The organism is Bradyrhizobium sp. (assembly GCF_004799405.1).
In the GTDB taxonomy this organism is placed as follows: Bacteria; Pseudomonadota; Alphaproteobacteria; order Rhizobiales; family Xanthobacteraceae; genus Bradyrhizobium.
In genome coordinates this window covers 1-24,911 of sequence record NZ_SSMW01000085.1, presented here as the reverse complement: position 1 = coordinate 24,911, position 24,911 = coordinate 1, and the positions used below count along the sequence as shown (strand labels likewise).

Sequence of the window (24,911 nt, the reverse complement as noted above, 5' to 3'; positions counted from 1 at the left end):
ACCGGAAACTAATGTCTGGAATGTATGGCTAACGCGAACGCTTAACCGAAGGCGCCGGCGCTGCTCGATGGCTTCAGAACCCGCATATCAGGTGCTTTTCCTCGGCGCCGGGCCGCAAATGCAATGCGGCGTCGGGCAATTTACCCGCCTGCTCGGCGAGACCATCGAAAAGCTCGACCCCGGCAGTTCCACGACGTTAACCCTGACGCGGTCGGAAGGATCAATCGCACAGATCTGGCGCGCGGTCGGATCGGCGCGCAGCGTGATCTGCAACTTTCCCATCGTCGCCTGGAAGCGCGTGATATTCCGGCCACTGCTGGCGCTGGCGATCGCGCGGCTGCGCCGGCGGCGCGTCATCCTCATTCAGCACGAGTGGAGCGGATTGAACCGGCTGCGCCGCATCACCTACATTCCAGCGCTGCTGCTTGCCGATACCATCGTGATGTTCTCGCCGCTGGTACGGCGCGAACTCGCCGGCGATCCCGTCATTGGCTGGACCGCGCGAAAATGCGTGCTGGCGCCGTTGCCGCCGAGCATCGAGGCGCCGGCGGGTATCGCCGACTCCAAGCTGCGGCAGCAGCTTGCCGCCGCGCGCGAACAAGGCCGTCTCGTGCTCGGTCATTTCGGGTCGATCTATCCCGGCAAGCAACCGAATGCGCTGCTCGATATCGCCGCGATCCTCAACGCGCGCGGGCTGAAGCCGCTGACGGTCTACATCGGCTCGTTCATCCGCGGCATCGACAGGGTGGAAGAAGAGTTTCATGCCCGCGCCGCCGAACTCGGCGTCTCGGACGACGTCATCGTCAGCGGTTACGTCGCCTCGGATCACGAGGTATTCGGCCTGTTCAGCGAGATCGATGCGTTCTGTTATCCGCTCGAGGAGGGCCTCACCGCGCGGCGTTCCAGCGTCATCACCTGCGTGCAATCGGGACGGCCGGTCATCGTCACCGGCCCGGCCGAAGCGGACGAGTTCGATCATCATCCCCGCTTCAAGGAATTGATCGATCGCGGCGCCATCGTGCTGGTGGCGCGCGGGTCGGGCCAAGACGTGTATGCCGACCGGATCGCCTCTGCCCTCAAATGGCCGTCGGTGCCGGTACCGTTCGCATTCGACGACTGGTGGCGTGATGTCGCGCAGGCAGTGCGGGCGCAGCTCTGAGCTTCATTCCCTGAAGCGGAAGCGTGCCAGGTAGTGCAGGCCGAACAGCGCCACCAGGAACGTGAACCACAGCGGATCGGCGCGGTCGAGAAAGAAGCTCTCCATCGACGAGAGATAAAGCCCGAACAGCCAGATCCGCAGCAGCGACATCGTCAGCGGGCCGTTGTTGCCGCCTGCGTCGGCGGCCTGGAAATTACGCAAGGGCGCGATCACCAGCACCGCGATCAAGAGCGCCAGTCCCGGCAGCCCCATCGCCAGGGTGGTGTCGAGATAGCCGTTGTGGCTGTGCGAGGCGTACGCCGCCCATTCCTTGCCTTCCGGGAGATCGCGGACCGAACTGCTGCCCCAGAACGCCTCAAAGCCGTAACCGATCGGCAGCCGCTTCTGCGCCGACTCTACCGCGAAGGCCCAGATGTCGGTGCGTCCGGTGAAGCTCGAATCCAGCGGCAGCAATTTTGCGACCTCGGCGAGGCCATCGCTCATCACCGTACCGACGCTGAGCATGTTGAGCAGCAGCAGCGGCATCAGCAGCAACACCGCGCGCCCCCACAGCGAACGGACCAGCGCCGTGAGCGAGGTCAGCACGATGACGGCAAAACACAACGTCAGCGAACTCTTGCCGGCAGAATACAAAAGAAACAGCGATGACAAGCCAATGATGGCGGCTCCCGACAGACAGGCGCCGGAGCGCGCGATGTAGATGCCGAGAAACAGCAACATTGCCATCACGGCCGCCGCCTCGTTCTTGTGGCCGAACGAGCCGCGCCAGCTGCCGGCGAGCCCCGGTTCCTGGGCGTCGGTCGCCAGATGAATCGACAGGTTCGGGGCGAACAACAGCCCGAGATAACAGATTGCCAGCAATGCCAGTGCGGCGATACTGAACCACCGCATCAATTCGTTCTGGGATTTCGGCAGCAGCAGCAGCGTCGCGGCCACCGCGATGACACAGGCCGTCAACGCAAAGCGCCGTATCGAGGTAGAGGGATCGAGCGACAACACGACGGTCGCAAATATCCACCCCGTAAACAGGATAAATCCAGGCGACAGCAATGTCGCCAGCCCGCGCATGTTGGCGCGCATGGTCAACCCGATCGTCAGCACTGCCAGGCCGCCGAACGCCGCATAGGTCAGCACCTCGTTGCCGGTCGAGGCATCGCCGATCTGCACCTCGCCGAGGTCTTCGAACGGATGCAACGAAACCCATGCCAGCAGAAGAACGCCGACAAAGGTGACGCCGCGAACGATGTCCATCACCTGCTGGCGTCGCAATTCACCGACGATGGCGTCAACCTCGGACCTCGTGACCAGTTGGCTCACGACACGATCTTCGAGGCTTTGTAGGGTTGCGGTTCGATACCGATGGCGGCGAGCGCACTGCCGGCCGCGACCGTCATCGGATGTAGCGCGATGATGGCTTTTTCACTGACAAGAAGCCGGCCGGTGCGAACGAGCGACCAGGGCAATGTCGCAAGCATCTTTGCCGCCAGCTTGAGGCGCGACCACGCCGAGCGCGCCGCCTTGACTTCGATGCGGTAGTTGATCGCGCCGATGCGCAGGCCGCGCAAAGCGAGCCATCTCGGGTTGGTCCGGTCATCCGGCACGGTTTCGGTGATGACGGCCTCGGCGACCCAATGGAACTTCATGCCGGCGCGGCGGCAACGTACGAAGAAATCGGTATCGCCGCCGCCGAGAAAGTTGAACCGCAGGTCGAAGGTTGGATCGGCCAGCCGCGCAAATACCGATCTGGTGATCAGGCAGTTGCCGCAGCCATAGATGACCGGCACCGGACCGCTTTCGTCATAAGCCGGCCAGAACGCCGGGTGGCGGCGCAGCCCGCGTTTGCTGTCGTCGTCGAAATTCGGGAAAACCGGCCCACCGACCAGATCGGCGCTGGTGGTTTCGGCGGCGCGAACCATGTGCTCGAGCCAGTCCGGCGATGCAACCTCGTCGTCATCGATCATCAGGAAATTGGTTGCGGCAGGAAACATCGCCTGCGCGGTTTCAAACGCGGCATTGATCGCATGACAGTTACCCTGGCGCGGCTCAACCGCGCAAAGGCCTGAAAGTCTGCCGGCCTGGAGGAATTCAGCCGCAACCGGCACGCTGTCGCATCCCATGGCGTCGTTTTCGACCATGACGACCGCGAAACGGCGGCCGGTGCGCTGCACGGCGAGCGATTCCAGCGTGCGCCGCAAGTGCTGCGGCCGACGAAAGCAGGGAATGCAGACCACGATCCCGACCGACCGATCGAGCGAAGCCGATGCCGCTACCACCGCGCGGGAGGGGCGCGGCACGGCGACGGCGATTTTTGTCGCTGCTTCGGTTTGATAATCGGCTGAAATCTGGTTCATGACGGATTGGTGTTTGCGCATCATCGGCTGGCAAGCTGACCTTCAACGGTTAACGGAACAGGGTTAACCAAGGTTAAAAAACGACGGAATCACCCGCTGAAGAGCATCCTGAAAAGCTTCCGGGATTCGGGAAAACGGTTGTTCTCGATTTGGGTGGGCCACAACCCGTCGACGTCGAAATAGGCCGCATAGGCGATATTGCCGGCGTTCTTCACAAACCAGTCGTGCATCCGCTGAATGAAGAACGGGTTGTCGCCGAAATTGCCGACGCCCCATTCGGGATAGCTCATGCGTTTTTTGTGCAACCCGGCGAAGTCCCGTTGCCATTCCAGGCCGAATGGCGTCTTCAAGTAGAAGGTATTCCACCGTTCTTCGACGGAGCCCTCATATTTGAAATCGTAGACATCGAGCCCGATATAATCGACGACATCGTCGCCCGGATAGGCGAGATCCGCGGCGGCGTCCTGCGGCCCCCAGCCCGGACACCAGTCGTATTTGAAGTCCCCTGAGTATCGCCGGAATATTCCGACGACGCGCCTGAATGCCGCGATGTAATCCGCTTCCTGGCCCTTGGCGAACCACGCCATCGAAACAAGATTCATTTCCCAGCCGAGGCGAATGACCGCCCTTGGCTGCGCGTCGGAAATGGCTTTGGCCGCCGCTTCGAATTCGGCGTCGTGCATGCCATTTGCAACATCCGCCAGCGGGGTACCCTTCACCGTCAGGGGAACCGACCACACAACGTTCCGCGCCGGGTTGAGTTTTTTCCAGATACCCGGCACCCAGCTTAATTTCAAAAAATCCTCCCAGGTGGATTGGGCGTAGAAGTCTACGCCCAAAACCGCCGACGGCGGCTGCTTCAGCCATCTTTCCCAATTCTGCAGCGTGCGTTCGCGACCGTCGGTGCCCCAATTCACGAAGGCGCCCGCGAATTTCGATGAGTCCGAAAGCGCGCGCGGGGCGGCGTTTGCCGCGCCGCAGCCCAAGAAAATTCCGAACAAGGCCAGCGCGGCGATAATGCACGCCAGCTTTCCGGAGAGACGCCCGCCAAGCGGCGCCGGGCGACCTCGATCAATTCGATGCATGGCTGACGACCCTCGTTATCAAAAGCGATCTCGGCCTTCGCGCCACTTCAACCGACCCTTCCGCAGTCAAGTGACCGGCGTCAAACTGCATCGGAACGTCGCCTTCGGCAAATTCGTCGCAGGACCCGTCATGACAGATGGAATCGTAAACCGAAACGTATGTCGCGCCGCTGGCGGTGACGAACCGGCTCATGGCCCGAGCTCGCGACGCGCGTCGCAGAGCCAACCGCAAGCAATTAACCTTGCCGAAGCGGCCGCCCGGGATGGCACGCATCGTTGCAAATGCGGACACACCGGACGAGGCAACTGTGCCAAAAAGGACAGACGCCGCGGGCTTGATATCGTCGATGGCAGGCTCAAGCCGGGAATGCGTCCTGATTGCCACGTCCAAATTCCCCTGGGGATTTCGCATTACGCATCCGGCACTGCAATATCCGGTCCATCGTCGCGCCACGCCGCCGTGCGAATGAGCGAAATGGTTACCGTCGCGGCGAATTAACCAAATCGGGAATGCCACGGGAGATCGCCGATCCGTTCGGCATCGATCTTGCTCTCTCCATCAACATGGAACAGGCGTCCAGAAACATTGGTTCGGAAAGCCATTGCCCGGAGAGACCTAACGAGATGAATCGCGTGGCGTTGTTAACCCCAACTTACGGACGCGATCTGGAACTGTGCACGCTGCTGTGCGAGAGCGTCGACCGTCACGTCACCTCGTTTTCGAAGCATTACCTGTTGGTTCCCGACTGCGACCTGTCGCTGTTTTCTCACTTCGAGAGCGAGCGCCGAACCGTTCTTCCGGCGTCGATGTTCCTGCCCGGCTGGCTTCGGCCGCTGCCGCGGATTATTCAGCGCAAGCGGCGCCAGTACTGGTGGTCGTTGCGGGCGAAGCCGGCGAGCGGCTGGCACGTGCAGCAGCTCATCAAGATCGCCGCGACCATGTCGCTGCCGCACGAGCGATATTGCATCCTCGATTCCGACATCGTGTTCTTCCGCGATTTCGACCTGGCACGGTTCGAATATCCGAATTCGATTCCGCTGCTGAAGATGCCTGACGAGGTCACGCCGAAGCAGATTCGTCATGCGCGCTGGGTCGAGACCAGCCACCAGCTTCTCGGGCTGCCCGTGCCATCGCTGCCGGCAGCGGACTTCATCGGCCACATCATCTTCTGGGATCGGCAGACCGCCCGCGCCATGGCCGCCAAAATCGAGACGGCTACGCGCCTCCACTGGGTCGAGGCGCTGTGCCGGACCCGCGAATTCTCGGAATACATGCTGTACGGCTATTTCGTGCAGAGCGACCAAGCGCTTTCAGATCGTCACACGGTTACTCCCCGTACCCAATGCATCAGCTATTGGGATCAGCCCAGGCTCAGCAAAAGCGAACTCAACCAGTTGCTTTGCCGCGCCGGCAAGGACGACGTCGCCTTTTCGGTCGCTTCCTTCTCGGGTACGCCGGTGCAAACCATCCGCGACGCGATCGAGGAAAATGAGGTTGCCCGGACGCCCGCTGCCGTCACACGCGAAACTGCGGGAGTGGTTGCGTAATGCTGATCGGACAAGCCAGCATCAACCTGTCCGCCAACATCCTTTCGGCATTGCTGGGGCTGTTGAGCGTTTTCATTTTCACCAGGCTGTTCTCGCCGCATGATTACGGCGTCTACCTGCTTGGGGTTGGATTCGCCTCCGTCATCAGCACCTTCCTCGCCGGATGGTTTCGCAATCTGATCCTGAGCGGGCACGCGCGAAACGACGGCACCGACGTTCGCGGCCTTGTGATATCCGGCTACCTGATTTGTTGCCTGGTCGCGCCCGCCGCTTACGGATTGGGACGTCTGGTCGGGTTAGACGCGATGGCGGCAATGGCCGCGGTCGCGCTGGCGGTCGCGATCGGCCTGTTCGAACTTACACAGGATCTGGTGCGGGCGCGGCTGCTGGCCGTGACGGTCATGAAGGCTACGCTGGTTCGCGCCGTGGCAGCGCTTGGTCTCGGAGCGGCCATGGCGTTTCTCGGTCCTGCCGGATATCTGTTGCTGGCTTCATCGACGCTGGCATATCTGCTCGCCGTATTGGTCCAGTCACCGACGGCCTGGCGAGGCACCATCGTCAAGTTCGATGGCGCCGGCCTGATGGCCCTCGCCAAACAGGGCCTGCCGCTGACGCTGTCGCTCACTCTGCTCGCGGTCTCCAGCGTGACCGACCGGTTCATGATCGCCAACCTGGTCGGCGCCGCCGATGCCGGACGGTATATCGCCGGCCTCGACCTGGTTCGGCAAACCCTGATGATGCCGGCGATCAGTGCCGCGGCGGCGTTCTTCCCGCTCGCCGTGCAGATCTATGCCAATCAAGGGCACGCCGCAGTGCGGTCGCATCTCGGCGAATGCGTGGAACTGCTGCTCAGCATCACGCTTCCCGCCTGTCTGGGGTTCGCCGTCATCGCCCCGCACGTCGCCAACGTCGTGCTCGGTGTCGAGTTTCGTGCGATCGCCGCGCAGACCATGCCCATCGTGGCGGTCGCGGTGATTTTCCAGATCCTGACCCAGCAATACCTGCATGTCAGCTTTCTGCTTTCCGCGCGCAACTCATTCTATCTGGTCAATACGGCCTCGATTATCGCGGCCAATGTGATCCTGTCCTACGTCCTAATCGGCCAATACGGCACCGTAGGCGCGGCGTGGGCGCGGCTTGGCGCCGATCTCGTCGGATTTTTCGGCGCCCTCGTTCTCAGCCGGCGGGCCTTTTCGATTCCGATTCCGCTCGGCCGGCTGGCGCTGACGGTGATTGCCGGATTGCTCATGGCCCTGCTGGTCGGCGCGCTCGACCGCTACTTGCATGTCTCGGATCTGACCGCGTGCCTGGTCCTGACGTTCGCCGGACTGGCCAGTTATATCGCGTTGTGCTGGCTGCTCGACATCTCCCATGCGCGCGCGCGCCTGAAGCTGTGCCTGATATTTTTCCGCACCAAATTCGCCAATACCGGCGCCAGATAACCAATCAATGAACAAAACCATGACAATGGATCTTGCGCACGCAGTACCTGCCGATATCGCCACCGATGCACGTGGCACGACCGGCGGATCGCCGCAGCCTGCGCATCCGCAGTCGTTGCTTGCGTTGCCGCCCGGCGAAGCGCGCGACAGCCTGCTTGCGGTTCACGCCGTCCTTCAGACGCAACTGCCGCCGGGCAGGCTTGCGATCTACGAGGCCGGCGGCGGCTCGACCAGCTTCCTGCCGCTCGAGGTGCTCGATCGAGCCCATGTCACCGTGGTCGATATCGACGAAGACCAGATCCGCAACAACGACTACGCACAGGAAACCATCCTCGGCGACGTCCAGACCTGGCGCTTCAAGCCGGACAGCTTCGACCTCGTGATCTGCTACAACGTGATCGAGCATCTTTCCGATGTCGAGGCGGCCTTGATCCGCTTTTGCGAGTCCTTGAAGCCGGGCGGCCTGATCCTGATCGGCGCGCCGAATCCCAGATCGCTGTCCGGCGTCGTCACCAAATATTCGCCGCACTGGTTTCACGTCTGGTTCTACCGTCATGTGCGCGGCGAAGTGCAGGCCGGCCGGCCCGGTCATCCGCCGTTCCCGACCTTCTTTCATCCGCTGGTGACGCTTTCGAACCTCGAAGCGTTCGCGAACACCCACGGCCTTCGATTCGTCTACCGGAAGGAATACGAGAGCCCGCGCTTTCCGGAGATGCGGTTGCGCAAGCCGGTATTCGCCGCCCTGATCGATGCGGTTGCCGTCGTCATCAACTGTCTCCTGCCGGGCAAGACCGACGTGCGGCACGGGGATTATCACCTGGTTTTGCGGAAGCACTGAATAATGAAAACAATATGGTCCGAAACCAAAGCGAGATTCAGTCATCGGCTGGCGACGCATTTGCGCGTCGAACCTTTCCGGTTGCGCAATCAAACCCCGATGGTCAGCTTCACCTTCGACGACATTCCGAAAAGTGCGGCCACCACCGGCGCTCGTATTCTCGAAGACCGTGACGCGCACGGAACCTTCTATGTGTCGGGCGGCCTCGTCGGCACCACATCGCCCCATTGGGCCGTGGCCGACGCCGAGGACCTCGTTGCCCTGCACCGCAACGGTCACGAAATCGGCTGTCATACGTTTTCCCACAAGCGGGCGTGCGATCTCGACGCCCAGTCGATGGCCGAGGAGATCGAGCTTAACCGTGAATACTTCCGGACGCTGGACGCCACCATCGCGACCGGGAACTTCGCCTACCCGTTCGGATACGGCACGTTCGTGCGCAAGCGTCAGCTCAAGACCGAGTTTACGTCCTGCCGCAGCATCGTGCCGGGCGTGAACAGCGGCACGGTGGACCTACAATTTCTTCGCGCGTTGCCCCTGATCGACCGGCGCATCGACCGCGACGGGATCGAGCGCGCCTTCGACGACGCGCAAATCAATAACGGATGGTTAATTTTCTACAGCCACGACGTCGCCAGCCGTCCAAGTCCCTACGGCTGCTCCCCGGCGCTGATGAATCACGCGCTTGAGGTGGCATCCCGCCGGCAAATCCCGGTTTTGAACATGGCGGAGGCGTTGCAATGCGCCGGCGCTTAAACGCTTTTTTTGCCATTTCGGTGAATAGTCCCTCAATGAGTATGGTTAATTGTTCCTGTTGCGTTGGTTCCGCGCTGAACTCCGGCGCGCGTGGCGTGACTCGACGAGTAACCCCTCAGCCGATGCGTGCGGCAGTTCGAATGGAAGCTGGGGCCGATGCTTGCGTATGATCAGCCGATAAATCAGGCCCGGCCGGACGGCCGGCAGCCGCCGCCGACGGGCTTCACCTTGCTGGACCTGACCGGCGCGCTATGGCGGCGAAGGGTCGCGATTGCGATGGCCGGGCTGATCTGCGCCTGCGCCGCCGTCCTGATCGGCAAGAGCCTGACGCCGAAATATTCGGCAACCGCCCAGCTTTATGTCGATCCCCGCGAATTGCAGCTGGTCGATCGCGAACTCACGCCGAGGTCCCAGGATATTTCCGGCCTCGCGATGGTGGTCGAAAGCCAGGCCCGCGTAATCACCTCGAACAACGTGCTGCTGCAGGTGATCCAGGATACCCATCTCGACAAGGATCCGGAATTCGGCGGCGAATCCGGCAACCTGCTGGCGTCGCTGCTCGGCCTGTTCGGGCTTGAGCCGCACTCCACCGGCGAAGCCAAGCTCGGCCAGATGGCGGCGCTGGACGCCCTGAACCGCCACATCACCGTGAAGAAGACCGACCGCACCTTCGTCGTCGACATCGATGTCTGGTCGTATGATCCGGCCAAGGCGGCGATGCTCGCCAACGCCGTTACCAATGCCTATCTGGCGGAGTCGAAGAAATCGCAATCCACCGCCGCAAGGCGCGCCACCGCCGATCTGTCGGGACGGCTGAAGGAATTGCAGACACGGTTGCGCACCGCCGAGAACGCGCTTGCGGTCTACAAGGCGCAGAACAACTTCATCGGCACTCAGGATTCGGCGATCAGCGACCAGCAGCTTTCGGCCAGCAACCAGCGGCTTGCCGCCGCCCGCGCGCTGGCACTCGATGCCCAGGCCAAATACGACCAGATCGAAGCCAGCCGGCGCGCATCGGCCGATGCCGGCGCAATCCCCGAAGCGCTGCAGTCTCCGACCATCGCCAACTTGCGGGCGCAATATGCCGAGGCCCGCAAGCGTTACGCGGAGATGACCAGCGAGTTGGGGCCGCTGCACCCCTCGCTGCGCCAGATGGAAAAGCAGGTCGATGACCTGCGCCGCACGATCAATGAAGAGGTCGACCGTTTCGCGCTGTCGGCGAAAAACGACCTCACCCGCGCCAAGGATTACGAAGCCTCGCTGAGCAAGGCGCTGGATGCGCAGAAAAACCAGAGCCTCCAGCTCAGCCAGGCCTCGGTGCGGCTGCGCGAGCTCGAGCGCGACGTCGAAGCCAGCCGCGACGTCTATCAGTCGTTCCTCAAGCGCTCGCGCGAGACCGAGGAACAGGAAAGCCTCAATACCTCTAACGCGCGTATCATCGGCGAAGCCACCGTGCCGCGGCGGCGGGCATTTCCGCCGGCGATGAGCCTGCTTGCGATGATCGGCTTCATGTTCGGCGCGCTCGGCGCGGCGGCCTGGGTGGTCGCCGCCGATCGTCTGTCGGCGCCCGACGCCACCGAGCCGCGTCCGCGGGCATCGGTAGCGCCGGACATGAGGATTTCGGTTCAGCCGCCAAGATCGCCGTTGCCGCAAAGCATGCAGACGAACGCGCCGGTCGCCCTGGTCGAGAAGCCACTGATCGCGCGGCTGCAGGAATCCGACGTGATGCGGACGCTGGGCGCCATCCTCGGATCCGGCGGGATTCCCGACGTGACACGAATGGGCTGGCCGACGCTCCGGGCGGGCTTCCCGCTGACGACCTTCCTCAACGCCATGCGCGAGATGCGCACGACGCTTGCGAAATATTCGCGCGCCAACAAGACGCCGGTGATGGCCGTGATCGGCACTGGCTCCGGCGAGGATCGCACCATCGCCGCGCTGAACATAGCGCTGGCGGCCGCACGCGATGGCGCCAGGGTATTGATGATCGATGCCGATCACGCCCGGCACGCGCTCTCCAGCAGGGTGACGGGCCCCGGCAAGAGCGAGGCCGGATATCTTGGCTGGCTCAGCATCGGCAGCAAGGCCTCCCGCGCGATCAAGACCGCCAATGGGATCTCGATCCTGCCGGCGATCAAGGGAGCCGATGGCAAGGCCAGCGACGCCATCCGCAAGGTGATCGCGCAGGCGAGCTCCGCCGGCGGCTATGACCTCGTGATCCTCGAAGGACCGGCGATGCCCTGCAGTGCCGCCAGCCGCAAGCTGCTCGATATCGCCGACGGCCTGGTCGCGATCCTGCCGGCCAGCCTCGACATCAACGACTGCATGGAAGACATCCTCGCGGACCTCGGCGGCGCCGAGCGCAAGCTGGTCGGCGTGGTCCTGAGCGAACTTCAGCCCGCGGCGGTCCGCCCTCGGCAAAGCAAACAATATGCTTGAACGCCGCACAAATCAGCTGGGAAGGCTCGCCACTGCCGGCGTGCCCAGAATCACGCTGGGCGGGCTGCGGCTTGCCGTGCTCGACATCGAGCAGACCGCGAATTTCATGATCGAGGCGGTATTCCCCGAGCGCCGGGTCGGCCGTCCGCTCTACCTGACCTCGGCCAACGGCGAAGTGCTGGCGCGCTGCTCGACCGAGCCGATGACGAACCGGCTGTTCCACGCCGCCGACCTCATCAACGCCGACGGTCAACCGCTGGTCACCGTGTCCTGGTTCAAATCACCGACGCCGCTGCCGGAGCGGGTCGCGACCACCGACCTGTTTCACGCCGTCGCGCGCAAGGCGGCAGCCGCCGGGCTGACATTTTACATGCTCGGCGCGGACGAAGCGGAAAATGCCGCTGCCGTCGCCAACGTCAAGAAAATGTATCCCGATTTGCGGATCGTCGGCCATTGCCACGGCTATCTGAGGGGTGAGGCGCTGCGCGCCAAGGTCGACGAAATCAATCAATTGGCGCCGGATTACCTGTGGGTGGCGCTCGGCGTTCCCTATGAACAGGCTTTTGTCGATGAGTTCACGCCGCGCCTTTCCAGAGTCGGCGTCATCAAGACCGCGGGCGGACTGTTCAACTTCCTGTCGGGCCGCCGGGCCCGCGCGCCACGCTGGATGCAAAGGATTGGACTCGAATGGGTCTGGCGAATCTGGCTGGAGCCGCGCCGGCTGTTCTGGCGCTACCTGACCACCAATCCTCGTGCGCTCTATCTGCTTCTTCACAGGAGCAGGCCGTCCGATCGGACGCCACGGGGCTGACATGAACGATCGTGCGGCCCAAAGGCTTGCCTGAAAACGATCCCTGTGCGCCGATCGATCCCATGGCGCCTGGAAATGGATGATCGAGCGCTGCGATAGTCGCCGGGGATACAATCTCATTTCGCACACGACGATGGCGCTGCAGGAGTATGTGGCGGATTTCGCCGTGTTCGGCGACGATTACCACACGCCCGACGGCAGCACGATTCGCGATTGCAGCAGGGCGCGGCGTGCGGGATAGCCAGGGCAAGCCGGCTTGCTTCGCAGCTGTTACGGGTTACCGGCAAGGTCGCCTGCCGGTTGTCGGCTTGCCAAAGGCATATTAACCTCTGCCGTTGAGTGACCAGGCCGGGAACATGCAGAAGATTTGCGCCGCTAAACAGCATCGCGATGGCAGCGGCCGGTACTGGCGCCGCAGCTGCCGCGTGGCAATTCCTGTTGTCCTTGCTCTATGCCTGCAGCCGCGATTGGCGTATGCGGGCGACCGGGAAGATTGCAGCAGCGCGGTCGCGGAAAAGATCGAGAGCGGTTGCACGGCCGTGATCGGCGACGCGGCAAGAACGCCGGATGACGCCGTGAAGGCCTTCGTCAATCGCTCCCGGATGTACGCCAGCCGCGCGAAATTCGACCTTGCACTGTCCGACGCCAGCGCTGCGCTGGAACTGGACACCCGGTCCGTCGCGACATTGCTGGTTCGAGGCTACGTCTACCAGCGCATCAACAACCTCGATTCGGCGCTGGCGGATTTTCAACGGGCAATCGAGATCGATCCAAACAACCCCGCCCCGCTGGCCTCGCGCGGATTCCTCCGGCTGCAGCAGAAGAACTGGGCCGAGGCGCTGAAGGACTACGACGCGGCGCTGGCGCTGCGGCCCGATCATGCTTCGGCTCTTGTCGGACGCGGCCGGAGCAACCTGGAAATGGGTCAACTCGACAAGGCGCTGGCCGATCTCGATGCGGCCATTGCCATCAGCATCAACACCCCGAGTGCATTCTACTGGCGCGGTCAGGTCTATCGCCGCAAGGGCGACACCGACCGTGCCATCGACGATTTCTCCCGGGCCGCCGTCGAGGCCGCGCCAAACGACGCCGGACCCTATTTTGCGCGCGGTCAGCTCTACAGCTCCAGGGGAGACTACGCACGCGCCATCGCCGACTTTGACAAGGTCCTGTCGATCGTACCCGACGACAAGAACACCCGGCAGTTACGGCAATCGACGCTTGCGCTGCAGGCGGAAATGGCGCGCGTCCACGACAAGCCGGCAGTTGCAGCATCGCCTCCCGGACAAGCCGCTCCGGCCGCGCCGCTGCCGGCGGCAAATGCGCTCGTCGATCAGGCCAAACGCCTTTACAATGTACGAAAATATGCCGATTCGATAGCGCTTCTCACCCAGGCGCTCGCGGCCGATCCGCACAACGATCTGGCTTTGCGGCTGCGCTTTCTGTCGTATTCCAAGCTGAATAAATTGCCCGAAGCGCTTGCCGACGTCGATCAGCTGGTTGATCTGCACCCTGCCGACGCGCAGATGTTGGTGCTTCGCGGCATAACGCTGGCGGCTTTGCGGCAAACCGACAAGGCGATGAGCGATCTGGAGCACGCGCTTGCGATCGATCCGAACAGCGCCCAGGCCTATTCCGGACGCGGACTGGTGGAGCGGAAACTGGGAAAGCCGACGGAAGCCATCGCCGACTTCGACCGTTCAATCGCGATCAATCCAAAGGACAGCAACTCATACGTCCAGCGCGGCGCGGCCTTTCTGGCCCTCCATCAGTTCGACAAGGCGCTGGTGGATTACGACCAGGCCGTGACGATCAATCCCCTGAACGACGATGCACGCGCCTCGCGGGGACTTGTGCTGCTGATGAAGGGAAATTCCGCCGAAGGGTTGCCGGACCTCAATCGTGCGCTGGAGCGCGACCCCACCAACCAGATCGCGCTTCTCGGGCGCGGACTAGCCATGCTGTCCTCGGGTCAAAACGATCGCGCCATCATAGCGCTCAATCAGGTGATCGGAAGGTCGGCCGATGATTCTGCGGCAAGGATCCTTCGCGCGCGGGCGTTTCTCGCGCAAAAGGATACTTCCAATGCGATGCTCGATCTCAATGATGTGCTCGATTCGACGCCGGGCAATGCCGAAGCATTGACGTTGCGAGGCATCACCCGGTCGGTGATGCACGAATATGACGCAGCTCTTGCCGACCTTGATCAGGGACTTGAAAAACGCGAGAGCGTCGAAGGCTATTTTGCGCGCGCGAAGATTTATGACGCAAAGAGCGATGTTCCGCATGCGACAGCCGATTTTCACCGGGCCACCGAGTTAAAGCCAAAAGGGGTTTTTGATCTGGTTGCGCAAGCCCAGGCAAAAAAGCGGATCCAGCAGCTTTCAAAAAGCCTGCCATGCGGAAGTGCGGGTCGGACGGAGCGCGATGGCGCATGCCTGTGACGATGGGTGCGTTATCATCAATCGAAAGGGGGAACCGTGCATCAGGCCGCTGATCTGCAATTCGAACGCTCGGTGCACGAGTTTGTGCGGTGGCGCGCGGTGCCTGAACAAGAGCGTTCGCCGGCGCCGGCATGGTGGTGGGGGCCGGCGTTCGAATTGCGCGGCGTCGAGCTGCCGATGCCGGCCGAGTGGTGCTCAAGCCTCGCACTGCCGGCTGGTTCATCCTATGCCGCGGGCGCGGAGGTGCTGCTCGGCTCGCTCGCCGGCCAGACCTCACTGCCGTGGCCCGGCGGTTTTCCATACAGGGCCGGATATTCGCCCGGGCCGGTTATCGAGCAGCCTTGAGCCTTGACCGCTGCGCGGGCGCTTCAAGTCCGTCGCCCGTCACCAGCTGCAGCGGCGGCGAGAAATGCATCGCGGCTTTCATCGGGACGTCGAGGCGGCCGCATTGTGTTGCAAAGAGGCAAAATTTCGGGTTCCAAGTCATTGCCATCGGCCCATCGCTTTGAGACCATAAGCTGGCGACAAACAAGCAAGACCCGCTTTCGAGCGGGCTTTGAGCCGAGGAACCCCCATGCCGATCGTTCAGGCCGACCGTCTCACACGCATCGGTGTTGCGCTGCTCAAGGCTGCCGGCGCGTCGGACGAGGAGGCAAGCGCGGTGGCGGTCGGCTGCGTCAATGCCAACCTCGCAGGCCATGACTCGCACGGGGTGATAGCGATCCCGACCTATATCGACCGTGTCAAAGCTGGACATATTGTTCCCGGCGCGAAGTGGACCATCGTCCAGGAATCGCCGACTACGACGGTGATCGACGGCCACTGGGGCTTCGGCTTTCATGTCAACGCCAAGGCGATGGCGCTGACCATCGAGAAGGCGAAAACCGCCAATGTCGCGGCCTGCACGGTGTTCCGGCAAAGCCATGTCGGGCGCCTCGGCGCCTACCCGCTGATGGCCGTGAAGGAAGGCATGATCGGACTTGCCACCGCCGATTCCGGCCGTTCACCCAAGATCGTCGCGCCATTCGGCGGCCGCGAGGCGCGGCTCGGCACCAACCCGATTTCGATCGCCGTGCCTTCAGACCTCGATGCGCCGTTCTACCTGGACATGGCGACCTCCGCCGTGGCGGCCGGAAAGATCGCGCTCTCGGCCGCGCGCGGCGAAGAAATTCCGAAGGGCTGGATCGTCGACAGCGAAGGGCGGCAAAGCACCGACCCCAGCCAATGGCGGAAGGGCGGCGCGCTGCTGCCGCTCGGCGGCACCGAGGGCTACAAGGGCAGCGGGCTTGCGGCGATGGTCGAGGTGCTGTGCGGACTGCTCACAGGCCTCGGCTTCGGCGTCGAGCCGACCGGCCGGCACAATGACGGATGCTTCATGGCGGTGTTCAATGTCGCGGCATTCCGACCGCTGAAGGATTTCAAGAAGGAAGTCGCCGAGTTCGCGCGATACCTCAAGGCGACGCCGCCCTCCGAAGGCTCATCCGGCGTGCTATATCCGGGCGAGGTCGAATATATCCGCGAGCAGCAACGCAAGGTCGCCGGCATCGAAATCGAAGACGCGACCTGGGATAAATTGCGCGCGCTGGCGGGCGAATACAAACTGGCCGCCGAGCTCGATCTCGCGTGATATCGCATCGGGACGACACAGGGAGAGCAGCATGACGCGGCAAATGGCATTGGTCGGATTCCTGCAGGCGCAGAACTGCACCAATTTGCCCAGTTCGTGGCGTCACCCGGAATCGCGCGACGATTCGATGTCGGCGGATTACTATCAGGAGATCGGCCGGATCCTGGAATCCGGCAAGTTCCACATGGCGTTTTTCGACGACCGTCTGGCGATGCCGGACCGTTACGGCAACGATCACGCCCATACCGTCGAATACGGCATCCGTTGCGTGAAGATGGATCCGATCGTGGTCCTGACCGCGATGGGCATGGCGACCGAAAAACTCGGCCTCGCCTCGACCTGTTCGACCACCTATTTTGAACCGTTCGACGTCGCCCGCAGATTCGCCACGCTCGATCTGATGACCGGCGGCCGCGCCGCCTGGAACGTGGTCACTTCGGTCAATGACGGCGAGGCCCACAACATGGGCAAGGACGCCCATCTCGAGCATGATTTGCGTTACGACCGCGCTGACGAATTTATGGAAGTGGTGCTCGGCCACTGGGATTCCTGGCAAGACGGTTCGCTCCTGATCGACAAGGCCAGTGGCCGGTTTGCCGATCCGGACAAGGTCAAGCGCCTCGACCATCAGGGGCGATTCTTCAAGTCGCGCGGGCCGTTCACCGTGCCGCGCTCCCAACAAGGCCATCCCGTCGTCATCCAGGCCGGCGCCAGCGGCCGCGGCCAGCGTTTCGCCGGGCGATGGGGTGAAGTGATTTTCACGGCGGCGCGCAACCTGGCCGGCGCCAGGCAGGGCTATGAGGCTATCAGGAACGAGGCCGCCAAGGCGGGTCGCGATCCCGATCAGATGTTCCTGTGCAATCTGGTCACGCCGGTTTCGGGCGCGACCAAGTCCGAGGCCGAAGACAAGATGGCGCTGATCCAGAAGCTGCCGCTGGAAATCGACGCGCTGTCGCTGTTGTCGGAAGGCTTGAATTACGATTTCGCCTCCAAGGGCATCGACGAACCGCTGACGACGGAAGAGCTGCAAGGCATGCAGGGCATGCTCGGCATCCGCGACGGCGTGCTGCGAACCAGCGGCAAGACCAATCCGAGCACCCGCGATTTCATCACCTTCTCCGGCCGCGGCCAGACCCAGGATGCGATCGTGGGCGGCCCCAAGGAGATCGCCGACAGGCTCGAAGAGATGTTCGCCGGCCGCGGCTGCGACGGTTTTGTGGTCGCGGCCACCTACGTGCCGGGCTCCTATGCCGACTTCGTCCGCCATATCGTGCCGGAGTTGCAGCGCCGCGGATTGTTTCACAAGGATTACGCCGGCAAGACCTTGCGCGAGAATCTCGGGTTGAAGCGTCCCGCTGCCGGCGCATGGAAAACCCGGCCGCAGGCCGCGGCCGAATAACGGGAGGATTCGCATGCGTTGGCTCAAATTCACCGCGTCGGGGAAAACGTCGTGGGGCATCGTCGAAGGTGACCGCGTGATCGTGGTTGGCGGCGATCCGTTCGGCGAATGGCAGCGCACGCCGCAAACGCATGCCCTGGCGGACGTCAAGATCGAACTGCCGGTGATGCCGCGCACGTTCTATTGCGTCGGCCTGAACTATCTCAAGCATCTGAAGGAAGCCGCCGACAAGCGTGGCGAGGTGCCGAACGTCCCGGACAGGCCTGAGATCGGCTATCGCGCGCAGAACGCGCTGATCGCGAATGACGAGGAAGTGGTGATTCCGGCCGGCGCCACCGACAAGATTCACTACGAAGGCGAGTTGGTCGTCGTGATCGGCAAAAAGGCAAAACACCTGTCCGAGGCCGACGCGATGTCCTGCGTGTTCGGCTACACCATCGGCAACGACGTCAGCGAGCGCAGCTGGCAGAAGGCCGACCGCGGGCTATGGCGCGCCAAGAATGCCGATACCTTCAAGCCGATGGGGCCGTGGATCGAAACCGATGTCGACCTCGACAAGATGGAGACCGTGGTGAAGGTCAACGGCAAGGAAACCGGCCGCTTCCACACCAACGACATGATCTTCGGCATCAAGCCGTTCATCGTCGAACTGACCAAATATTTCACATTGTGGCCGGGCGACGTGATCTGGATGGGCACCGACGGCGCCTCGCCCGACATCAAGGCCGGCGACGTGGTCGAGATCGAGATCACCGGCATCGGCACCTTGCGCAACAGGTTCGTCGCGGAAAATCCCAAAGCATGAGCCGCCACAGTACCGCGCATTATTTCCTCGAAGGTCTGGTCGATCTCGGGGTGGACTATATTTTTGCAAATCTCGGCACCGATCACGTATCCCTAATCGAGGAACTGGCGCGCTGGGACAAGGAAGGCCGCAAGCACCCCGAAATGATCCTCTGCCCGCATGAGGTCGTCGCGGTCCACATGGCCGGCGGCTATGCGCTGGCGACCGGACGGAGCCAGGCGGTGTTCGTGCATGTCGATGCCGGCACGGCCAATGCGTGCATGGCGATCCAGAACCTGTTTCGCTATCGCCTGCCGGTGATGCTGTTCGCCGGCCGCGCGCCCTATACACTGCATGGCGAGTTGACCGGCTCGCGCGACGCCTATGTGCATTTCGTGCAGGATCCGTTCGACATCGCCAGCATCGTCAGGCCTTACGTCAAATGGGAGTATTCACTTCCCTCGGGCGTGGTGGTGAAGGAGGCGCTGGCCCGCGCCAATGCGTTCGCGCAGAGCGACCCGCCGGGTCCCGTCTACATGATGCTGCCGCGCGAGACCCTCGCCGAGCAATGGGACGACGCGGATATGCCCGCCTACCCCGCCGTGCGTCACGGCGGTATTAAGTCCGGCGGCATCGATCCGGCGCGGGTCGATGCGATCGCACAAAGCTTGATGGCGGCGGAAAACCCGATTGCGCTGACCGCCTATCTCGGCCGCCGGCCGCAAGCGGTCGCCGTACTGGATCGGTTGGCACAGGCCTGCGGCATCCGGGTCGCCGAATTCAATTCGATCGATCTCAATATCCCGCAAGGCTCGCCCTGCTTCGCCGGGTTCGACCCGCTGCCGCTGCTCGAGACCGCCGACCTCGGTCTGCTGCTGGATTCGGATGTGCCGTTCATTCCGAAATATGCCGGGCGCGCCGACGCCATCAAATGGATCCAGATCGACATCGATCCCTTGAAGTCGGATTTTCCGATGTGGGGATTTGCGACCGATGTGCGAATCCAGGGCGATTGCGCTGTCGTGCTGCAGCAGGTGCTCGATGCCGTGGAGGCGCGCGCCGATGATGCCTTTCGTCAGCGCGCCGCCAACCGCATCGCAAGCTGGGGCGAGGCGCGCGAACAGGCAGCCAAACGCCGCGCCGCCGCCAGCGCCAACAGGGGCGTGTCAGGCGCGCTCAGTGCGCCCTTTGTGTTCGCGACGCTCAACGGAAAGCTGTCGCAGGACGACGTCGTCATCAACGAGGCGATCCGCAACGGACCTGTCCTGCAGGAGCACATCACGCGCACGAAGCCGCGGAGCTACATCGGGTTGGCCGGGGGCGGCCTTGGATTCAGCGGCGGCATGGCGCTAGGGTTGAAACTGGCCGAGCCGGATCGCCGCATCGTGCAAATCATCGGCGACGGCGGCTACCATTTTTCGTCGCCCGACAGCGTCTATGCGGTGGCGCAGCAATACCGGATTCCGATCCTGACGGTGGTGCTGGACAATGGCGGCTGGCAGGCGGTCAAATCGGCAGTGCAACGCGTCTATCCCAAGGGTATCGCCGCCGAGACCAATGAGTTCCAGTCGCGGCTGATGTCGGGCCGCCAGGGCGAGACGCGGGATTTCTCCGCGGTGGCCCGCGCCTTCGGCGCGCATGGCGAATGCGTCAGCGAGCCGGACGATCTTGCCGCCGCAATCGATCGCTGTCTCGTTGCACTGAATGACGGCAAGGCCGCCGTGCTGCACGTTCACATCACGTCGCTATGAGGAACGCATCCATGAACGCGCACCGCAAGAGCTTCTGTTTCGGATTGATTGCGCTCGCCCTGACGGTGGTGGCATCGGCCTCGGCGCAGGAAGATCCAGTGAAATACCCGACGCAGCCGATTCGCATCGTGGTCGGCTTCGCCGCCGGCGGCGGCAACGACATCATCGCGAGGATCTTTGGACAGAAATTATCCGAGGACCTTGGCCAGCCAGTCATCGTCGAAAATCGGCCGGGCGGCGGCGCCATCGTGGCGACCGAGCACGTCGCCGAGTCAGCGCCGGACGGCTATACGCTATTGGTCGGCGCCAGCGGCATGGCCATCAACCCGTCCTTGTACTCCAGGTTGCCATACGATTCGGTGCGCGATTTCGTTGCGGTTTCCGAACTCGCGACGTTTCCGCTGATCCTGATCGTCAACGCATCGTCGCCGATCAAGTCGGTCGCCGAGCTCGTGGCTTATGCGAAGGCCAATCCGGACAAGACAAATTATGCCAGCTCATCCGCCTCGTTCCAGCTCGTGACCGAACTGTTCAAGCAAAAGACCGGCGCGCCGATGCAGGTCATTCCCTACAAGAGCGCCACCGAATCGGTCACGGCCGTCATCTCGGGCCAGGTGACCACGACCATTGCTGACGCCGGACCGGTGTTGAGCCAGGTGCAAGGAGGTCATGTGCGCGCGCTGGCGATTGCTTCACCGAGGCAGATGGCGGAACTGCCCGGTGTTCCGACCCTGAAAGAAACCGGCGCCGATGTCGACGGCGACCTGTGGACCGGCGTGTTCGCTCCCAAGAATACGCCGCCGGCGGTCGTGAAGAAGCTCGAGAGCGAGTTCATCCGCATCGCGCGATTACCGGAAGTCATCAGCCGCCTGAAGCCGCTCGGCGTCGAACCGGTCGGCAGCTCGTCGGAAGAGTTCACCCGGATTCTGGCAGCGGATATCATCCGCTGGGGCGAGGTCGCCAAGGCCGGCAATATCAAGATCGAACAGTAGCCGCGCGCAGCGACACTTTTGAAACGACCAGCGTTACGAGCGCTGCGATGGCGATGTTGAGGATCAGTGCGCCAAGCCCGACCTAGAACACGTAATTGACACCGCCGAGATCGGCGGTCGCAAGGGGCTTCATTGCTCCACGCCGTCGACGACCCCCATCCGATGCCCGCGGCCCAACCCAGCAGCAGGCCTTCGGCGCGGAACCAGCGCGTGAACAACCCGAACACCAGCGCCGGAAAGGTCTGCAGAATCCACAAGCCGCCGAGCAATTGCAGGTCGAGCGCATATTGCGTCGGCGCCGGGCCGCATCTACAAGCTCAGCCTCGAGGGCAAGGTGCTCGGCATGCTCGGCCAGTCCGGAAAACAATTGAAACAATTCGGCTGGATCCACGCGATGGCCTGTCCGTCGGAGAACGTGATCTATGCTGCCGAGTTGCTGAACTGGCGGGTGCAGAAGCTGATCCTGAAGCCTGATATTGTCGTTATTGCGAGGAGCAGAGCGGCGAAACAATCCAGAACCTCTCCAAGCTGGATTGCTTCGCTTCGCTCGCAATCACGGTTGAGCTTGGTCCGGACGGCTATGCTTTCAAATCATCCGCGCCACGGCCGGAATCTTGCGCAACATCAGGGTAACCCCCCAGCTTAACGTCAGCGTGCCGGTAAACACGATCGCGAACTTGACGCTGGCGTGAAGCGAGGTGCTGTAAACGGCGTATTGCAGCCAGATGATGAAAATGTAGTGCAGCAGATAGACGCCGTAGGCCGAGGGCTGCAGCCGATCGAGCAGGCTCCAGGGGCCTCGCTCAAAGTGCAGGAAAATCGCCGGCACCGTGAACGCCATCGCGGCGCTGAACATCGCAAATGCGAGGCCGTAACTGGCGCGCCACGACAGCGGCGGCGCACCGAAATTCGCCACCCAGTTGTGGTGGACGTAAACCAGGCCGAGGATCGCGGCATAAAACACCAGCGCGAAAGCGAGCCACACCGGCCAACGTCTGGCCAGTTCGCCGTTCTCCGCGAGCAGCCCCGTCCTCAGGCTCGTCGCGCCGACACCGACGCCCGTGAAGAAATAGCCGGCGTAAAGCAGGATACGGCTGGTCTGGATCGGTAGCGGGAACCCGTCCGGTTCCAGCCAGCTTGCATCGCCGAATACCAGGTGCATCGGCAGATAAACCGCGATCGAGACGATCAGAAATACCGCAAAGGCCGTCATCGGCCGCTCGCGCACGGCAAAGATGATCTGGCCCAGCGTTTCGATCACCCGAGGGGCGACCGACCAGACGATGGCGGCTATCGCGTCGAGCGCCAGCAGCACCCACAGGAACCACGCCGGACCCGACGGCCAGGGTCCGATGGTGAGCGTGTGCCACCAGAAATGCAGGAAGTTGAAATCGGTCGTACCGGGCAGATGATAACGCAGGAATGTCGGATAATAGGCGATCGGCATCACCACGAACACCGACAACAGATACGGCACGCCGAGCCGCCATGTGCGGTCGCGCAGGAAAATCGCCGGTCCCTTTCGCGCCAGGCTATCCCGCACGAACAGTCCGGAAATGAAAAACATGCAGGCCATGAAGAAACTGTCGTTGAACAGCACGATCAGGTCGAAGCCGAGCCAGCGCATCGGATCGCCGCTGCCGAATAAAGTATAGTTGACGACGGAATGATGTAGCAGAACCAGGAGCGTAATGAAGGTTCGCGCACGATCAAGCGTCGCGATGCGTGCCGGCGCCAAGATTGCCTGATCGCTTGCATTCGGTTTCTGCGGCATTGGCGTAACGTTATTGCATTGCCGCTGCTTGATCCAGATGGCCGCTGTCTGGTCGCAGGCCTATCGCCGGTTTATAACCGACCGCGGAAGGCGCCCGCAGATCCAGGTCAAGGCCGCCGCGCAACCGCGGCAGCCCGGAATCATTGCGCCGTCGCCTTGGCGAAGTCGATGTAGATCTCGCGCAGCCTGTCCGTCATCGGTCCCGGTTTGCCGTTGGCGACGGGCTTGCCGTCGATGGTGACCACGGCTTGCACGAACACCGTGGCGCTGGTGACGAAGGCTTCCTTGGCCGCCAGCGCTTCTTCGACCGTAAAAGGCCGCTCCTCGACGCGGAGCTGACGCTCTTCGGCGAGCGCCACCACCGCCTTGCGGGTGCAGCCCGGCAAAATCGCGGTGGAATTCTGCCGCGTCACCAGCACATCGTCCTTGGTCAGGATGAAGGCCGACGACGATCCGCCTTCGGTCACCTTGCCGTCCTCGATCATCCAGGCTTCGCCGGCGCCGGCTTCGGCGGCGGCCTGCTTGGCCAATACCTGCGCCAGCAGCGCCACGCTCTTGATGTCGCGCCGGACCCAGCGCAGATCGGGCACGGTAATCACGGCGATGCCGGTCTTGGCGGATTCGGCGCCGACGATGTCCTTGACCGAGGTGAACATCACCAGCGTCGGCTTGACGTCCTTGGGGAACGCAAAATCCCGCCCGCTGTCGGCGCCACGCGTCGCCTGCAGATAGACCATGCCGTTGACGAGATGGTTGCGCGCGATCAGCTCTCTCTGGATTTCCTGGATGCGCTCGACCGTTTCCGGCAACGCCAGCCCGATCTCGCCGACCGAGCGTTCCAGCCGCGCCAGGTGCGAGGCGTTGTCGATCAGTTTACCCTCCAGCACCGCTGCGACTTCGTAAATACCGTCGGCAAACAGGAAGCCGCGGTCCAGTACCGACACCTTGGCTTCTGTCAGGGGAACGAACGAACCGTTGACGTAGGCGATCTGATCCAAGCGAATTCTCCTGTGGGGGCGAAGCGATTTGCCGGCACCATATAGGCAACTGGTTAATACGGCTTAACCATGGCCATTGCGGGACGCATCCGCTTCACCTCTTCCATCGGGAGAGGTGAAGCGTGCCCGCGGCAGCACTTCGCTATGCGTCCCTCATCAATGCGAGAGAATCTTCGAGAGAAACTTCTGCGCGCGGTCGCTGCGGGGGCTGCCGAAAAAGTCGGTCTTGAGCGCGTCCTCGACGATTTCGCCCTTGTCCATGAAGATCACCCGGTGCGCGACCTTGCTGGCGAAGCCCATTTCATGGGTCACCACCATCATGGTCATGCCTTCGCGGGCAAGATCGACCATCACGTCCAGCACTTCGGAGATCATCTCGGGGTCGAGCGCCGAGGTCGGCTCGTCGAACAGCATGGCGATCGGGTCCATCGCCAGCGCGCGGGCAATGGCGACGCGCTGCTGCTGGCCGCCGGACAATTCTGCGGGATATTTGCGCGCATGGTCCTTGAGACCCACCCGGTCCAGCAGCTTGGCCGCCTTCGCCATCGCCTCCTCGTGCGAGCGGCCCAGCACCTTTTCCTGCGCCAGGCACAGGTTCTCGGCGATCTTCAGATGCGGGAACAGCTCGAAATGCTGGAACACCATGCCGACGCGGGCGCGCAACTTCGGCAGATCGGTCCGCGGATCGTTGACCTTGATGCCGTCGAGGATGA

22 protein-coding genes are annotated in these 24,911 nt (G+C 62.7%); 15 read left to right on the top strand and 7 right to left on the bottom strand.

Features of this window, described 5'->3' with window-relative positions; genetic code table 11:
- Positions 1–67 precede the first annotated feature (67 nt).
- The gene (locus E7813_RS13825; RefSeq protein ID WP_291574814.1) at positions 68–1,159 is read left to right on the top strand and encodes a glycosyltransferase; all 1,092 of its coding nucleotides are present in this window, start codon (positions 68–70) and stop codon (positions 1,157–1,159) included.
- A gap of 3 nt (positions 1,160–1,162) precedes the next feature.
- Here the strand turns inward: E7813_RS13825 and E7813_RS13820 are convergent, their stop codons facing one another.
- The 4 genes from E7813_RS13820 to E7813_RS26160 all read right to left on the bottom strand — a co-directional run bounded on the left by E7813_RS13820 (position 1,163) and on the right by E7813_RS26160 (position 5,007).
- Positions 1,163–2,476, bottom strand: coding sequence for an O-antigen ligase (locus E7813_RS13820; protein ID WP_291574813.1), 1,314 nt, complete (start codon positions 2,474–2,476; stop codon positions 1,163–1,165).
- Positions 2,473–3,510: a glycosyltransferase gene (locus E7813_RS13815; RefSeq protein WP_291574812.1), complete on the bottom strand. Its 1,038-nt coding sequence runs from the start codon at positions 3,508–3,510 to the stop codon at positions 2,473–2,475. The genes E7813_RS13820 and E7813_RS13815 overlap by 4 nt, the downstream gene beginning before the upstream one ends.
- A gap of 89 nt (positions 3,511–3,599) precedes the next feature.
- Entirely contained in the window at positions 3,600–4,595 is a 996-nt protein-coding gene (locus E7813_RS13810; RefSeq protein ID WP_291574810.1) for a hypothetical protein, read from the bottom strand.
- The gene (locus E7813_RS26160; RefSeq protein WP_363331177.1) at positions 4,582–5,007 is read right to left on the bottom strand and encodes an SGNH hydrolase domain-containing protein; all 426 of its coding nucleotides are present in this window, start codon (positions 5,005–5,007) and stop codon (positions 4,582–4,584) included. Before E7813_RS26160 ends, E7813_RS13810 begins: the two co-directional genes overlap by 14 nt.
- Before the next feature lie 221 nt (positions 5,008–5,228).
- Here E7813_RS26160 and E7813_RS13805 point away from each other — a divergent pair, with 221 nt between their 5' ends.
- The 14 genes from E7813_RS13805 (at position 5,229) to E7813_RS13740 (ending at position 21,426) form a co-directional block, all read left to right on the top strand.
- Positions 5,229–6,143, top strand: coding sequence for a DUF6492 family protein (locus E7813_RS13805; RefSeq protein WP_291574807.1), 915 nt, complete (start codon positions 5,229–5,231; stop codon positions 6,141–6,143).
- On the top strand, positions 6,143–7,585 hold the full coding sequence (locus E7813_RS13800; RefSeq protein WP_291574805.1) for an oligosaccharide flippase family protein: 1,443 nt from the start codon (positions 6,143–6,145) through the stop codon (positions 7,583–7,585). Before E7813_RS13805 ends, E7813_RS13800 begins: the two co-directional genes overlap by 1 nt.
- Before the next feature lie 19 nt (positions 7,586–7,604).
- Positions 7,605–8,423, top strand: a complete 819-nt coding sequence (locus tag E7813_RS13795; RefSeq protein ID WP_291574803.1) for a class I SAM-dependent methyltransferase — start codon at positions 7,605–7,607, stop codon at positions 8,421–8,423.
- A gap of 99 nt (positions 8,424–8,522) precedes the next feature.
- Positions 8,523–9,179 (top strand): polysaccharide deacetylase family protein, encoded by a 657-nt coding sequence (locus tag E7813_RS13790; protein ID WP_291574801.1) that lies wholly within the window; start codon positions 8,523–8,525, stop codon positions 9,177–9,179.
- A gap of 156 nt (positions 9,180–9,335) precedes the next feature.
- Complete coding sequence (locus tag E7813_RS13785; RefSeq protein WP_291574800.1) at positions 9,336–11,618, top strand: exopolysaccharide transport family protein; 2,283 nt, start codon at positions 9,336–9,338, stop codon at positions 11,616–11,618.
- Positions 11,611–12,429, top strand: coding sequence for a WecB/TagA/CpsF family glycosyltransferase (locus E7813_RS13780; protein ID WP_291574799.1), 819 nt, complete (start codon positions 11,611–11,613; stop codon positions 12,427–12,429). Before E7813_RS13785 ends, E7813_RS13780 begins: the two co-directional genes overlap by 8 nt.
- Before the next feature lie 79 nt (positions 12,430–12,508).
- Entirely contained in the window at positions 12,509–12,670 is a 162-nt protein-coding gene (locus E7813_RS13775; RefSeq protein WP_363331176.1) for a hypothetical protein, read from the top strand.
- Between the two features lie 226 nt (positions 12,671–12,896).
- Entirely contained in the window at positions 12,897–14,873 is a 1,977-nt protein-coding gene (locus E7813_RS13770) for a tetratricopeptide repeat protein (RefSeq protein ID WP_291574798.1), read from the top strand.
- Positions 14,874–14,909: 36 nt separating this feature from the next.
- On the top strand, positions 14,910–15,218 hold the full coding sequence (locus E7813_RS13765; protein ID WP_291574796.1) for a hypothetical protein: 309 nt from the start codon (positions 14,910–14,912) through the stop codon (positions 15,216–15,218).
- Between the two features lie 229 nt (positions 15,219–15,447).
- Positions 15,448–16,500 (top strand): Ldh family oxidoreductase, encoded by a 1,053-nt coding sequence (locus E7813_RS13760; protein WP_291574795.1) that lies wholly within the window; start codon positions 15,448–15,450, stop codon positions 16,498–16,500.
- A gap of 31 nt (positions 16,501–16,531) precedes the next feature.
- Complete coding sequence (locus E7813_RS13755) at positions 16,532–17,899, top strand: LLM class flavin-dependent oxidoreductase (protein WP_291574793.1); 1,368 nt, start codon at positions 16,532–16,534, stop codon at positions 17,897–17,899.
- A gap of 13 nt (positions 17,900–17,912) precedes the next feature.
- The gene (locus E7813_RS13750) at positions 17,913–18,704 is read left to right on the top strand and encodes a fumarylacetoacetate hydrolase family protein (RefSeq protein ID WP_291574791.1); all 792 of its coding nucleotides are present in this window, start codon (positions 17,913–17,915) and stop codon (positions 18,702–18,704) included.
- The gene (locus E7813_RS13745) at positions 18,701–20,434 is read left to right on the top strand and encodes a thiamine pyrophosphate-requiring protein (protein ID WP_291574789.1); all 1,734 of its coding nucleotides are present in this window, start codon (positions 18,701–18,703) and stop codon (positions 20,432–20,434) included. Before E7813_RS13750 ends, E7813_RS13745 begins: the two co-directional genes overlap by 4 nt.
- A gap of 11 nt (positions 20,435–20,445) precedes the next feature.
- Positions 20,446–21,426 carry a tripartite tricarboxylate transporter substrate binding protein gene (locus tag E7813_RS13740; RefSeq protein ID WP_291574787.1) on the top strand — a complete coding sequence of 327 codons (981 nt, stop codon included), beginning with the start codon at positions 20,446–20,448 and terminating at the stop codon, positions 21,424–21,426.
- Positions 21,427–22,012: 586 nt separating this feature from the next.
- Here the strand turns inward: E7813_RS13740 and E7813_RS13730 are convergent.
- The 3 genes from E7813_RS13730 to E7813_RS13720 form a co-directional block, all read right to left on the bottom strand.
- Complete coding sequence (locus E7813_RS13730; RefSeq protein WP_291574784.1) at positions 22,013–23,164, bottom strand: acyltransferase; 1,152 nt, start codon at positions 23,162–23,164, stop codon at positions 22,013–22,015.
- Between the two features lie 176 nt (positions 23,165–23,340).
- Positions 23,341–24,198 carry a D-amino-acid transaminase gene (locus tag E7813_RS13725; protein ID WP_291574782.1) on the bottom strand — a complete coding sequence of 286 codons (858 nt, stop codon included), beginning with the start codon at positions 24,196–24,198 and terminating at the stop codon, positions 23,341–23,343.
- Between the two features lie 156 nt (positions 24,199–24,354).
- A partial coding sequence (locus E7813_RS13720) for an amino acid ABC transporter ATP-binding protein (protein ID WP_291574779.1) occupies positions 24,355–24,911 on the bottom strand: 557 nt, incomplete at its 5' end.

What these genes read in the sequence shown, in the direction of transcription:
- E7813_RS13785 (WP_291574800.1), top strand. Translation starts at nt 9,336, where the DNA reads ATGCTTGCGTATGATCAGCCGATAAATCAGGCCCGGCCGGACGGCCGG.
- E7813_RS13815 (WP_291574812.1), bottom strand. Translation starts at nt 3,510, where the DNA reads ATGAACCAGATTTCAGCCGATTATCAAACCGAAGCAGCGACAAAAATC.
- E7813_RS13825 (WP_291574814.1), top strand. Translation starts at nt 68, where the DNA reads ATGGCTTCAGAACCCGCATATCAGGTGCTTTTCCTCGGCGCCGGGCCG.
- E7813_RS13795 (WP_291574803.1), top strand. Translation starts at nt 7,605, where the DNA reads ATGACAATGGATCTTGCGCACGCAGTACCTGCCGATATCGCCACCGAT.
- E7813_RS13790 (WP_291574801.1), top strand. Translation starts at nt 8,523, where the DNA reads ATGGTCAGCTTCACCTTCGACGACATTCCGAAAAGTGCGGCCACCACC.
- E7813_RS13780 (WP_291574799.1), top strand. Translation starts at nt 11,611, where the DNA reads ATGCTTGAACGCCGCACAAATCAGCTGGGAAGGCTCGCCACTGCCGGC.
- E7813_RS26160 (WP_363331177.1), bottom strand. Translation starts at nt 5,007, where the DNA reads ATGCGAAATCCCCAGGGGAATTTGGACGTGGCAATCAGGACGCATTCC.
- E7813_RS13745 (WP_291574789.1), top strand. Translation starts at nt 18,701, where the DNA reads ATGAGCCGCCACAGTACCGCGCATTATTTCCTCGAAGGTCTGGTCGAT.
- E7813_RS13750 (WP_291574791.1), top strand. Translation starts at nt 17,913, where the DNA reads ATGCGTTGGCTCAAATTCACCGCGTCGGGGAAAACGTCGTGGGGCATC.
- E7813_RS13775 (WP_363331176.1), top strand. Translation starts at nt 12,509, where the DNA reads ATGATCGAGCGCTGCGATAGTCGCCGGGGATACAATCTCATTTCGCAC.
- E7813_RS13800 (WP_291574805.1), top strand. Translation starts at nt 6,143, where the DNA reads ATGCTGATCGGACAAGCCAGCATCAACCTGTCCGCCAACATCCTTTCG.
- E7813_RS13755 (WP_291574793.1), top strand. Translation starts at nt 16,532, where the DNA reads ATGACGCGGCAAATGGCATTGGTCGGATTCCTGCAGGCGCAGAACTGC.
- E7813_RS13810 (WP_291574810.1), bottom strand. Translation starts at nt 4,595, where the DNA reads ATGCATCGAATTGATCGAGGTCGCCCGGCGCCGCTTGGCGGGCGTCTC.
- E7813_RS13760 (WP_291574795.1), top strand. Translation starts at nt 15,448, where the DNA reads ATGCCGATCGTTCAGGCCGACCGTCTCACACGCATCGGTGTTGCGCTG.
- E7813_RS13740 (WP_291574787.1), top strand. Translation starts at nt 20,446, where the DNA reads ATGAACGCGCACCGCAAGAGCTTCTGTTTCGGATTGATTGCGCTCGCC.